Raw genomic sequence first — 12,188 nt, forward strand, 5'->3', positions numbered from 1 at the left:
ACCTTTTTATTGGCTACTACCTAGCAACCAAAACCCAAGCAAGCACCTTAAAAGATAACTTTAAAATCCACCCCGTAAGTTAAAGGATCAACGATACCGACATGGAAGGTGCCAATATCAGTGCCAGTTAAACCTCCGGGCTGTGACACGCGCTCATTGCCCAGTAAATTTTTACCCCATAAGGCCATCTCATAGCCGCCGCTCGGCGTGCTCCACGCCACCCGCGCGTTTAATAGCTGGGTATCGTCGCCGTAGCCACTAACGGTATTAAAGAAAGGCTGATGATCTTCATTGCTGGGCTCAGTATTTTCTTCGTAGATGTAGTCAACGTGGAACAAAAGCAATCCGTAATTAAACTCCGGAGACCAATCCATTGTCAGGGTATATTCCTGCGGCGAGCTAACATTCAACTGATCGGCCACCTCAAATTCACCCTGTGCGTTGAAGTACGCTTCACGACTAGACTCTTGCTCGCGGTAAGTATAAACCAGTCCAAAGCGCAAATTTTCGGTCGCCAGCCAATCTGCAGTCAATTCGATACCCTGAATATCTTCATCGGTATTGATGACTGTAGGCACCGCGCCGTTACTGTCAGGTGATCTCGATTCAATGGCTTCTTGACGATCATCAATAATCATTTTAAACAGAGCAATCTGGGTACGCACTTGGGTGTCAAAGAAATCGCCCTTCACACCCAGCTCTATATTGCTAACAACTTCGGGGGCTAATGGTGCTTCTCGAGTACCAGTATTCAAGGAATCATAACCACCAGACTTATACCCAGTGGAGTAGCTTGCAAAAGTCATCGCTCCGTCGGTGATTTGAAAATTAGCAACCACGCGACCGGTAATTTTATCCCAGCTTTCAGAGGCAGTTTCTACGCCATCAGAATTAAAAAAGAAATTTTCTTGTAGCAATTGCGACACGACAAAGTCCGTTAGTGGCGCATCCCAACTAAATGACTTTTTATCGTTACTATAGCGCAGACCGGTAATAACATTCAGCCTGTCCGTAATTGGGAAATCTAAGTCCATAAATAAACCGTAGCTTTCGAAATCCCCCTCATTGGTCATTCGTTCGGTAACAAAATTACCCTCTACCACATCACCTATTAGGGAGTTTAAAAGCCCCTGAGGAATACTTGCCATGCCGGATGCCAGCTCCAATACTGCACCATAGCTAAACGTGAGAGCGGTTTGCTGATAGGTATCTTCCTTGCTGTAGTTGGCACCGAATACCGCGTCTACCCATTCGAGTGCAACATTGAACTGCATTTCAAAGTAGGCGATATCAGAGTCTTCAATATTATTGGTATCAACATACACCGACTCATCACTGGTGGCGTCTTCATCTTGCAAATTATAGGTTTCAAATGCGCGGTAACTGCCAATTAAGGTCATGCTGCTAACGTCGTTTAGCTCATACCAAAGCTTACCGGTAAAGCCCTCCATATCTCTAGTTTCGCCACCGCCGATCGCATCCGTCTCTAATTTACGATCAGTGGGGTCAGGAAAATTAGAAAACTCTTCGCTAATACTGATTCGCGCCTGCGGGCCGTTATCGACACGATCAATATCATAGGCAAACTGCATGCTCAGCCTATCATTTGCCTCCCAGCGCAGAGCGAAACGCGCAAACTGATTATCTTGTTCTCCGGGATTAGGTGATGCTGGGCCTTTATTTTCAGTCACCTCATCGCGCTGGTTGTGTAGCAAGTTAACCCGCAGTGCCAAGCTATCGCTTAGCGGCATATTGCCCATACCCTCTACGCGGAATAAATTGTAACTACCCAACTTTGCCATCACAAAGCCTTCGCTTTCTTCTAGGCTCGGCGCATTGGGAATAAAGCTCACCACCCCCGCCGCGGCATTACGACCGAACAATGTGCCCTGCGGCCCCTTCAACACTTCCACCCGCTCCATATCAGAAAATGGCACGGTAATAGCTGCACGCGGTAAATAAACACCATCTAAAAAGGTGGCGACAGAGGGGTCGCCACCCGTACTGATATTGGAACTATCTATGCCGCGAATCACAAATGAAGACTGAGTAGTACCGCCGCCGCGCACCCCATCACCCACTTTTAAGCCGGGAATATAGGCTTGAATATCTTCCATATTCAGCGCGCCGGTATTTTCCAAATCTTGATTAGTAAAGGTGTCTACCGTGACCGGCACCGTCATTGCACTCTGCTCGCGCTTCTGGGCCGTAACCACCACCTCCTCTAAAGCGAGATTTTTGGCTGCATATGCCGATGACGTCCCCAGTACTGCAAGGCCAACAGCGCAGGCCAAACGACTTCTACTCATGGATTTCATAATATGCCCTCGCAAAAAATCATCTAGCTCAACATTATTTAGTAACGCTCAACATATACTCTGCAACATCACGCCGTAACTCGGGCGACAAATGACCCTGTGGCGGCATAGTGGGGTAATCTGTCCGTACTTTATGGGGCGCAGCAATGTAGTCGGCGATACCCTGGGGATCATTTAAATATAAAGCCTGCACAGTTAAGGTTGGCGGGCCAATCATGCGAAGGTTATAGGCGTGGCAGCCAGCGCAAATACCTTGATAAAGGAGCTTTGTGCGGCCCTCGGTAGTCACCACCTCACTTGGCGCCCCGCCGGGAATCAGCATACTCACGATGTCTTTGGTGTCTTTGCGCTCGCACTCACTCCACTTCTTTATACCAAAGCTGGTGTAGCGTTCACGATTGATAATGCAATTATCAGGCTCTTGGGCTGAACCTAAATTAGCCAGGATATCCGGACCACTGCGACTGAATTGGGTCAGCATTAATGCTTTAACGTCCGCCACAGGATCAGCGCCGTTATCAAACATCAGGTTATCGAGAAACACCATGCGATCTGGATTGGGCTCTGAATCGGGGTCACTGGAAATATCGGTAATAAATGCCAAGTCAGTAACAACCATACCCGCGGTTTTATTGCCGGAAATAATATTTCCCTCAACAATAACGTCGTCGGCCGCCATGACGACAATACCGATTCCCGCCGGCACTTTAGACACAATCGAACCCGGTGCGCCAAAATTAGCGGTATTATTGTTAACAACAAAATTGTTGCGCAAAACAACATCGTAGGTGGTTTTAATCGGCAGCCCGGGGGTAATAAATACTAATAGGCCAGCTGTATTGTCGTGGGCGTAGTTATTCTCGACTAGGGCGTGGCGGGTATTTTCAATTTCTATGCCGGCCACATTATCAAAGACTTCGTTGTGGCGAACATCGACGTTGTCGCACATGCCCACGTAAATGGCGGCGTCCTCAATTCCACTCAGGACGTTGTATTCAATTAAGCCATTCTTGCCAAACTGAGGGAAAATACCGTACACCCCAGTATCGATAACGCGGTTGTAGCGAATCACAAAATTATTACCGGCCTGCCCCATAATGGCATTGCCTTTGTAATGGGTAATCGTTAGCCACTCAACGGTAAAATCATTCCCGGAATACAAAATGGCGTCATTGCGAACCCCTTCGCCCTCCATCACCGGCCACTCGCCGTCTATTACAACACCGCGAATAGTGATGCCGTCTTTGTCGACATAAACGCTTTCTTTATACGTACCAGGATGAACTAAAATAACATCACCGGTGCTCGCCTTATTCACCGCGCCCTGAATAGACTCGCCGTCTTTGACCAAAATGTCAGCCGCCATCAAGCTTGGTGCCGGCAGTATTAGACTAAGCCACAACAGCCCCTGTGGAATTATTTTCTTCATTGTTGTGCTCCTCTATTTCCAGAGTCTGGATAATTAATGCGTCAGAATTTGGGTCGCCACCGGCGCCAAGCCCGAAGGTACTTTTTGCGGTAATACCGGCATGAAACTTTGATCGGTTAAGGTCTTTAAAAATGCCACCAATAAATCAAGTTCGTGGTCAGCAAGATTGGGCTCCCAAATATGCCAGTGCAAACTCAGGTGCTCGCCTTTCGGGACGGCATGTCCACGCCCACCGGTATAAAACGCCACCGCGTCGCGCAAGGTGTTAAAACGACCCGAATGCATATACGGTGCGGTTAATTCAATATTGCGCAATGTCGGTACTCGAAACCCACCGCGCTGCGACTCATCACCCGTAATCGCCGCAACGCCAATATCCAATGCCACACCGTCAGGCTCCGGCGAGCCAATCACCGCGATCTGCTGATTGGTAAACAATGGCGGCGTATGGCATTCCGCACAACGCGCCACAAAAGATCGAAACACATTCATGCCGTCTATTTCCGGCTGCGTTAACACCTCATGAAAGCCGTTAGCATATAAATCATAGCGACTACTCAAGGACACCAGCGAGGACTGGAACGCGGTCAACGCAGTGTAAACCTGCTCTAATCTCAATGGCTCGCCATTAAAAGCTTGCTTGAATAATTCGCGATAATTGGCATTGTCTTGCAAACTCTTTAGCAGCTGCGCCGGCGTATTCGCCATTTCTTCTTGGGCAAATAACGGCCCCTGCATTTGCTCTTCTAGTGAGCTCGCCCGCGCATCCCAAAACAATTCACGCAAAAATCCCACATTCCAAAGCGTGGGCGCAGAACGGGTCATCGCCTGACCGTGTCGCCCCGCACTGCCAGCCAATCCATCTGAAAAACCTCTCGCCGGCTGATGGCAGGAGGAACACGCCATATCACCATCCACCGACAATAAGGGATCGAAAAACAATAATCGGCCAAGATCTATTTGCTGGGCACTAAAGCCTTCTCGCAGCGGCGGCAGCCCCGTCTTTAAGCCGCCCACTCCCGACTCTTGCAGCGACCCGTAGTCGTTGTAAAAGCTTTGCAAATAACAAGCATCATTGCGCTGATGAAAGCCAGCGGGGCATACATCGCTTAAGGTCCACTCGCTCGCCGCCAGTGGCACCGACGCAGAAGCACCACATAGCCATATAATCAGCAGGCGCATCCTTCCCCGCATTATTAATCCGCCAGCGACTGAATATAGGCAATGACGTCGTTTGCTATCTCAGCGTTAGGCAGGGTTTTACCCATCATGCCCATTTGATAGCCGTAGCGATCGGTCTGATCCGCACCGCGAATTCCGTCGCGAAAATGATTGAACTGCTTCAATAAATACCAATCATCAACACCCGCCAGCGCCGGCGATTGGAGTTTTTCATTCCCTTCCGCCGCAGGACCGTGACAGGAGCCGCACAAATTAGAATAGTAATCCGCGCCGCGCTTAATATTACCCTCTAGGGTTTTCGCAGCAGGTTTGGCCTTGAAGTCTGCAATGTAGGCGACGACCGCTTTAACTGCCGCGTCATCTGCTAGGGTTTTAGCGATTGCCTGCATTTGCGCACCGTAGCCGTCTTCAGGATGGCTGCCGCGCACGCCACTCCTAAAACCCAGAAGCTGCCGTTCGAGATACCAATCCTGCTGATTCGCCAACGATGGCGCATGTAAACCTGGATTCCCCTCACCCTGCGCGCCATGACAGGCAGCGCACGCGGCATAAAGCGCTTTACCATCAACAGAGCCAGATTGCTGCAGAGCCTGCACTGCTTCAGCCGCAGCCTTATCGCTACTCACGTCAGGAGTATTGTCATTACTACAAGCCACTAAGAACACACTTAGCAATAACACCAATCGTTTCATTCTGACGATCCTTTTCTGTTCTGGTTAATCAAGCTCACTAGAGAAAATCACGAGGTCATATCGGCGACAACACCCAGTATAGATGCCGAAAGGCGTCTTTGCTCGAAAGTTATCTACCCGTAACTTACCGAACAAACCTAGCCAAGGCAATATACTTGAACCAACACGTTATCTACATTTAGCGAATTTTGTCTTCATTTTTATTGTTGTTTGACTCAATTGGCACTGAGATACAAACTTCACTTAAAGTGACATTAGGCGATTGAATAGTGAATTTAATATGTTGTCAATGACAACACCGATCAAACCAGGTTTGTGCAATTTTTTCACCACCCCGAGCGACAACTCCCCCGCAAAGCCATTGCCACTCATCGATATTGCGCTAAACAAAATAGTCATCTAAGCCTAGCCCCAAAACTCAGGCAAAAAAAACGGCACTACAAATGTGCCGTTTTCCTTAAGCTAAATGACTAACAACAAATTTAAGGATTATCGGTGTATAAAATATAATCACCACCGCCATTAAACGATTTTACACGCCAGCGATAAGTACCCGCATTGCCATTATAAGTTACCGCTTCATCAGAGCTATTTGTCTCACCTGCAGCCACCACTGACCAGCTTTGGAAAATAAAACCGCCCAGCCTCTCTAGATATAAATCGAAATCAGCGGTCGCAGGGCCCACTAAGAACCCGCGGAACTGACCACCACCGCTGCTGAACCCACTACTACTCGGGCTATAAGCCTGGGCATTGGTACCGCTAAGGGTGCCGCTGGTTTGGGCGCACTCTGGGCAGGGACCGCTGCCCGGCAAGCTCACCACCACACTTTGCACACCTGTGTTTTGCTGATTAGCGGTATCACTAACCGTCAATGCCACCGTGTAGCTTCCCGCAGCAGAAAAATCATGCGATGGCGCCACACCACTCGCCGAACCACCATCGCCGAAATTCCACTGATAGCTGTTAATACCGTTATCGTCGCTAGAGCTGGCGCCACTAAAGGTACAGCTCAGGTCAGCACAACTATAAGTAAACGAGGCGTTTGGTGGAAAATCCGTTGGCGTACCATTGCCGGCCGCCGAGACTTGCAGCAAGAGATTCGGGGAACCCGTACCGATACTGCTGAGCTTACCAGCCGCACCTTCGCCAACAATCTGGGCAAACACGGTCGCTGGACTAGCAGAAGGCTGTTGCCCCAAAATCACGGCTGCCACACCCGCCACATGGGGTGATGCCATTGAGGTGCCGCTGATTGTATTGGTGTCGGTATTGCCTTGATACCACGCCGAGGTAATAGACGAACCCGGCGCAAAGATATCGACACACGCACCTTTGTTTGAAAACGATGACCGCGCATCATTTGAACTGGTGGAGCCGACGGTAATCGCCTCATCCACACGGTTTGGCGAACCGTTACAGGCATCAATATTGTCATTACCCGCTGCGACCACAAAGGTAACACCGGTCGCAATCGCCGCCCGCACTGCCTGATCGAGGGCTTCGCTGCTACTACCGCCCAAACTCATATTGGCAACGGCAGGTTTAACATGGTTAGCTGCCAACCAATCAATACCGGCGATAACACCGGCATTACTACCCGAGCCATTACAACCCAAGACACGCACCGGATGCACCGTCGCGTCCTTAGCTACACCCCATGTAGTACCCGCCGCCGTACCGGCAACATGGGTACCGTGGCCGTTACAATCTTCGATATTTGCGGGGTCAGTACTAGCAAAAAGAAAACCACTAGAAACAAAATTACGACCGACACCCACTCGACCGGTAAATTCTTGATGGCTAGTGCGCAAGCCGGTATCGACGATATAAATATGCACGCCATTGCCGCTGCCGTTATAAGTATAGACACCGTCTAAAGGTAAGTTGGGCTGGTCAATTCGGTCTAAGCCCCACGTCGCATTGGCTTGGCTCGCCGCAATTGTCACGGTGCGATCCTGCTCAACCAGTTTAACCAATGGGTTTTGGGCCAATAGCTCTGCCGCCTCTGGGCTAAGTTGCGCGACAAACCCGCGAACAACATTTTCAAAACTTCCCAGCAATACGCCGTTAACGCCGCCCAGCAAGTCACCGATCAAATCCCCGAGGGGCAGAGCGGATAAAATCGGCTGGTCTAATTTATTCAATAAGACTATATATTGGCCGTCGATCGGCTCACCGGCGCTAAGTGCATCGGACACCGACGTTTCAAATACGGTCGCCTGCTCTTCTACCGTATTGCTAAGCTCTGCAACATCGACACCGCCACCGCTGCCGCCGCCACACGCCGACAAAAACGCTAAAACAACGCCGCTAAGCAGCACTCGCCCACGTATAATTAACCTCATATATCAACCACCCTTCGTTATTTTATTATTCATAAGCTCAAGTAAATTCGTAAATCCCATTCCAACTTATTATTAGAACCTCATACGAGATTTGCCAATATAAGGGAAACCGCTCAGCCCAGTAGCTATCTAACCGGACTCAGCCCACGGTAAATGCGGGGGAGCCAACTACCAGCGCGCGTAGTGATCCTCAGCAAAGCCCAAACAATCATTAATGCTTATTAGCTCATTGCCTATGCGCAGCTCTCCCTCAAACACACCAAAATGCTGGGTAAAGTTAGACGCAATAAAAACCGCATTAATTTTTTCTTTGCGCCGCCCCAATGGCGTAAATACTAAGTCGACTATGCCGTCCGCTGAGCGCATGCGCCACGGACTATTGGGAAGATAGCGGTCAAATTGAAAATCCACCGCATCTACCTTTATCAGCTTGCCGTCCAGCCATAGTGCGTTTTCTGTAAATCCGGTTTCATTCACCCCCGCAGCGAGATTCATCCCCAGCCTACGACCATCACGCAGGGTTGCCGACATACTCCCCCAATTCCAGAAAGTTTCACCCCGCATATAGCCAGCGGTCCAGTCGACCGAAGCCAAGGCCTTCGCCTCAGCTAAATTGATATGTTTACCAGCCCAGACAACGCTGCCATCACAAACCAAAGCCGCATTCTTACGAGTAAACACCCAGCCCTGATAACCGGCGCGACTGCACATCGCCAGCGATGCCGCGTCGGTCTCATCAATATCTGCACTAATAGTGACACCGCTTTTGAGGGTGGCGCGAAGCTGCCGCCGCCCGTTTTTAACCTCGATTGAAATTTTATTCTTACCGCTGCGAAAAGACGCCGAACCGCTCTCTGGCTGCGTATCAATATGGGTGTATCGAGCCAGTGGCTGAACAAAACTAAACTCGTCAAATGCCTGGGTCTGCGGATCGTATAAGTATACAAAGGCATTGCTGAGCAATTTTAAGTCCACGATTGCCACACCGACGATCAACTGCGGGCTCACCAAGGCAATAAATTGAAATTGATTAAATTTGAAATGCTTGGCACAGCGCCCCAATTTGCGGTCCATAGGCGAACGCAAATCATAATCTTGAAAGTTAATGCGCTCTACGCCCTGCTCAAATACGCCAAATGCCGGCTGCCCATTTTCGCCAATCAGCGCCGCTTTGCGATTCACTTTGCTATTCTCATTATTATTTTCATTGTTTGGTATACAAGTGTTCGCATTCTGTTGCAGTAAAAAGTGACGGTCAAACACATGAAGCCCAAAGTGTGAACAAGGCCATACATTGCGCAGGGTATTACCATCAGGCACACTTAGCGCCAACAAGGCAGGCCATACCACCCAGCGGACAAAACATGGACAACTCCAGTGCAGCGAACAAGGCCTTTATTCAACCTGTCCACGACACCGAAACTTACCCGCCCGCCATACTCGTTAGCAGCCACTTCGACCAAAATAGCTTTGAACTGGCAAAATACCAGCAGTCGTCGATTTATTGCCCACCCACGCTGATCCGCGCTAGCCGCAAACGCCAAGCTGAGTATTTTGCCGGGCGGTTTTTAGCCAACGAGGCTATGACCAGTTTAGGAATAAGCGAATTTAAACTCATCGCCGACGCCAAGCGATGCCCGCAGTGGCCTAGCAGCTTAGTGGGAAGCATTACCCATACCGACGATTACGCCGCCTGCATTGTCGCTGAAAAATCCGAGGTTTCAGCGATAGGCATCGACGCCCAAGATATTCTCGATGACGAGCGTGCCGAGCGCCTGCAGTCGCGAATTATCGACAGCGCCGAATCACGAATTATCGCCCAAAGTAGCCTGTCAGCCGGGCTTGGACTGAGCCTGTGCTTTTCGGCAAAAGAAGCCATCTACAAAGCCCTTTATCCGCGGATTCAGCAGTATTTCGGCTTCAATGCCGCAAAACTGCACAGCATTGACGCCGATAGTTGCAGCCTCGCATTTCGCTTTGATCCAGCCTTATGGATTTTGCACAATGAGCGCAACCTTTTGCATCTTCGCTACCAAATCACCAAGCAAAGGATATTGACCTGTTTAATGCTGCGCACCGTGCAAAAGTAGTCCGTAAAGACACGACCCGAGTAAGAAATAACGAACAAATCGCAGATATAGCCAAACTAAAGGCCAACAAAGTGAAAAACAGTTGAACAATCGCGGCGATGCCTTACTCTAAGCCCCAATAATTTTGCTACCTTGTCGCGCAGGACGAAACACCACCACGCACGGCTCCATCAGTAAAAAAATTCAGGAAAGTAGATTGCCACTTTTAAAATCATTAACAGGTAAAAATACGGAATCATCCGCCGCCTTTCGTCTGAAAGGGGGCTTATTCCCCCTGACCCTGCTAGAAATATCTCACTACGACCGCACTGAGTTTGAGCAACAGCTACAAGACAAAGCCGCAGAAGCCCCCATCTTCTTTAAACAAACGCCGGTTGTACTCAGCTTTGAAGAATTTGACGGCGAATTAAGCACCTTGCCACTGAGCGAGCTAGTTGAAATTTGTAAGACACACGGGCTCCTACCGGTGGCATTGCGCAACAGCAATGCAGCACTACAGGACGAAGCAAAACAAATCTCGTTGGCGATTATGCCCGTCGGACGCGTCAAACCCAATGCGGACAAGACCGCAAGCGACACCGCGCCAACAGCCACCGAAGACGCCAGCGCCGCGCCAGCAGCGGAGCATATTGGCGAGATCAACCCCAATTCAAGCCCCAGCAAAATAGTCACCACGCCTATTCGCTCCGGCCAACAGGTTTACGCGCCCGGCGGCGACCTCATTATCATGGCATCGGTATCTGCTGGCGCTGAAGTCTTAGCCGACGGCAATATTCATATATATGGTGCCTTGCGCGGCCGCGCACTAGCCGGTGTGCGCGGCGACACCTCGGCACGTATTTTTTGCCAAAGTTTAGAAGCCGAACTGGTCTCTATCGCCGGCAACTTTAAAGTAGATGAAGATCTTCGCAAAGATCATTGGAAAAGCGCGGTTCACGCCAGCCTGGACGAGCAGACACTTTGTATTACCCCACTCGTATAGCCTTGCCTGAACTTCACCTATTTTTACCACGCAACACCAGCACAGAAGGATTAAAGCCTTGGCCAAAATTATTGTAGTTACCTCAGGAAAAGGCGGTGTGGGTAAAACCACCACCAGCGCCGCGATAAGTAGTGGTATCGCCATGCGCGGCCATAAAACCGTGGTTATCGATTTTGATATCGGTTTGCGCAACCTTGACATCATCATGAACTGCGAACGCCGCGTCGTGTACGACTTCGTCAATGTCATCAATGGTGAAGCCAATCTTCGCCAAGCTTTGATTAAAGACAAGCGGGCGGAAAACCTCTATATATTGCCCGCCTCGCAAACCCGTGACAAAGACGCGCTGACCGTCGAAGGCGTAGAGCGCATTCTGAACGAATTGGCCGCCGACGGCTTTGAGTACATTATTTGCGATTCACCTGCCGGCATTGAACACGGCGCGTTTATGGCGATGTATTTCGCTGATATGGCCATTGTCGTTGCCAACCCAGAAGTATCGTCGGTGCGCGACTCAGACCGCATTTTAGGCATACTGCAAAGCAAATCGCGGCGCGCAGAAAATGGCGAACGCGTTGAAGAGTGCTTATTGCTAACCCGCTACAACCCCGAGCGCGTTGCCAAAGGTGAAATGCTCGGCGTACAGGATGTAGAAGAAATTCTCGCCACCAAACTACTCGGCGTTATCCCTGAATCCGAGACCGTTCTCAAAGCCTCGAACCAAGGTATTCCCGTCATCCATGATATAGAAAGCCCCGCAGGCCAAGCGTACTCAGACGCGGTAAGCCGCCTACTCGGCGAAGAAGTCGAACACCGCTTCATGAGTGTAGAGCAGAAGGGACTCTTCAAACGTTTGTTTCGGAGGAGCGCATGAGCATATTTGATTATTTCCGCAGCGCGAAGAAAGATACGGCATCTATTGCCAAAGAGCGCCTGCAAATCATTGTCGCCCACGAACGCAATCAGCGAAATAAGCCCGACTATCTGCCTAAGCTGCAACAAGAGTTGCTAGAGGTGATTCGGAAATACGTCGATGTCGATCAAGATCAGGTTGAAGTACAGCTGGATAATAACGGCAATTGCTCCGTGCTGGAGCTCAACATCACGCTGCCTGATCGGGTTTAGTCTCTCTGACCGAGCCCAGTAA

The 12,188-nt window shown here is 49.9% G+C and carries 11 protein-coding genes; 4 read left to right on the forward strand and 7 right to left on the reverse strand.

From position 1 onward, the window contains the following. Window positions 1-47: 47 nt before the first annotated feature. The 7 genes from KXJ70_RS15105 to KXJ70_RS15135 all read right to left on the reverse strand — a co-directional run bounded on the left by KXJ70_RS15105 (window position 48) and on the right by KXJ70_RS15135 (window position 9,289). Window positions 48-2,309 (reverse strand): TonB-dependent receptor, encoded by a 2,262-nt coding sequence (locus KXJ70_RS15105; protein ID WP_219044363.1) that lies wholly within the window; start codon window positions 2,307-2,309, stop codon window positions 48-50. Between the two features lie 43 nt (window positions 2,310-2,352). After that, entirely contained in the window at window positions 2,353-3,747 is a 1,395-nt protein-coding gene (locus tag KXJ70_RS15110) for a parallel beta-helix domain-containing protein (protein ID WP_219044364.1), read from the reverse strand. Between the two features lie 33 nt (window positions 3,748-3,780). Beyond that, window positions 3,781-4,929: a cytochrome-c peroxidase gene (locus KXJ70_RS15115; RefSeq protein ID WP_219044365.1), complete on the reverse strand. Its 1,149-nt coding sequence runs from the start codon at window positions 4,927-4,929 to the stop codon at window positions 3,781-3,783. Window positions 4,930-4,943: 14 nt separating this feature from the next. After that, entirely contained in the window at window positions 4,944-5,621 is a 678-nt protein-coding gene (locus KXJ70_RS15120; RefSeq protein WP_219044366.1) for a c-type cytochrome, read from the reverse strand. Between the two features lie 243 nt (window positions 5,622-5,864). Further along, window positions 5,865-6,020, reverse strand: coding sequence for a hypothetical protein (locus KXJ70_RS15125; RefSeq protein WP_219044367.1), 156 nt, complete (start codon window positions 6,018-6,020; stop codon window positions 5,865-5,867). Between the two features lie 83 nt (window positions 6,021-6,103). Next, the gene (locus tag KXJ70_RS15130; protein WP_219044368.1) at window positions 6,104-7,969 is read right to left on the reverse strand and encodes a S8 family serine peptidase; all 1,866 of its coding nucleotides are present in this window, start codon (window positions 7,967-7,969) and stop codon (window positions 6,104-6,106) included. Between the two features lie 168 nt (window positions 7,970-8,137). Next, the gene (locus tag KXJ70_RS15135) at window positions 8,138-9,289 is read right to left on the reverse strand and encodes a DUF2804 domain-containing protein (RefSeq protein ID WP_369409799.1); all 1,152 of its coding nucleotides are present in this window, start codon (window positions 9,287-9,289) and stop codon (window positions 8,138-8,140) included. 44 nt (window positions 9,290-9,333) lie between these two features. Here KXJ70_RS15135 and KXJ70_RS15140 point away from each other — a divergent pair, with 44 nt between their 5' ends. The 4 genes from KXJ70_RS15140 (at window position 9,334) to minE (ending at window position 12,166) form a co-directional block, all read left to right on the forward strand. After that, complete coding sequence (locus KXJ70_RS15140; RefSeq protein WP_219044369.1) at window positions 9,334-10,059, forward strand: 4'-phosphopantetheinyl transferase family protein; 726 nt, start codon at window positions 9,334-9,336, stop codon at window positions 10,057-10,059. 196 nt (window positions 10,060-10,255) lie between these two features. Continuing rightward, window positions 10,256-11,041 carry a septum site-determining protein MinC gene (gene minC / locus KXJ70_RS15145; protein WP_219044370.1) on the forward strand — a complete coding sequence of 262 codons (786 nt, stop codon included), beginning with the start codon at window positions 10,256-10,258 and terminating at the stop codon, window positions 11,039-11,041. Between the two features lie 58 nt (window positions 11,042-11,099). Further along, window positions 11,100-11,915: a septum site-determining protein MinD gene (gene minD, locus KXJ70_RS15150; protein WP_219044371.1), complete on the forward strand. Its 816-nt coding sequence runs from the start codon at window positions 11,100-11,102 to the stop codon at window positions 11,913-11,915. Beyond that, the gene (minE, locus tag KXJ70_RS15155; protein WP_219044372.1) at window positions 11,912-12,166 is read left to right on the forward strand and encodes a cell division topological specificity factor MinE; all 255 of its coding nucleotides are present in this window, start codon (window positions 11,912-11,914) and stop codon (window positions 12,164-12,166) included. Before minD ends, minE begins: the two co-directional genes overlap by 4 nt. The last annotated feature ends 22 nt before the right edge of the window (window positions 12,167-12,188 follow it).

The organism is Zhongshania aquimaris (assembly GCF_019312595.1).
GTDB lineage: Bacteria > Pseudomonadota > Gammaproteobacteria > Pseudomonadales > Spongiibacteraceae > Spongiibacter > Spongiibacter aquimaris.

Excerpts from the sequence above, each read along its gene's own strand:
- KXJ70_RS15105 (WP_219044363.1), bottom strand. The coding sequence starts at position 2,309 with ATGAGTAGAAGTCGTTTGGCCTGCGCTGTTGGCCTTGCAGTACTGGGG.
- KXJ70_RS15120 (WP_219044366.1), bottom strand. The coding sequence starts at position 5,621 with ATGAAACGATTGGTGTTATTGCTAAGTGTGTTCTTAGTGGCTTGTAGT.
- KXJ70_RS15110 (WP_219044364.1), bottom strand. The coding sequence starts at position 3,747 with ATGAAGAAAATAATTCCACAGGGGCTGTTGTGGCTTAGTCTAATACTG.
- KXJ70_RS15115 (WP_219044365.1), bottom strand. The coding sequence starts at position 4,929 with ATGCGCCTGCTGATTATATGGCTATGTGGTGCTTCTGCGTCGGTGCCA.
- minE (WP_219044372.1), top strand. The coding sequence starts at position 11,912 with ATGAGCATATTTGATTATTTCCGCAGCGCGAAGAAAGATACGGCATCT.
- KXJ70_RS15140 (WP_219044369.1), top strand. The coding sequence starts at position 9,334 with ATGGACAACTCCAGTGCAGCGAACAAGGCCTTTATTCAACCTGTCCAC.
- KXJ70_RS15125 (WP_219044367.1), bottom strand. The coding sequence starts at position 6,020 with ATGACTATTTTGTTTAGCGCAATATCGATGAGTGGCAATGGCTTTGCG.
- KXJ70_RS15130 (WP_219044368.1), bottom strand. The coding sequence starts at position 7,969 with ATGAGGTTAATTATACGTGGGCGAGTGCTGCTTAGCGGCGTTGTTTTA.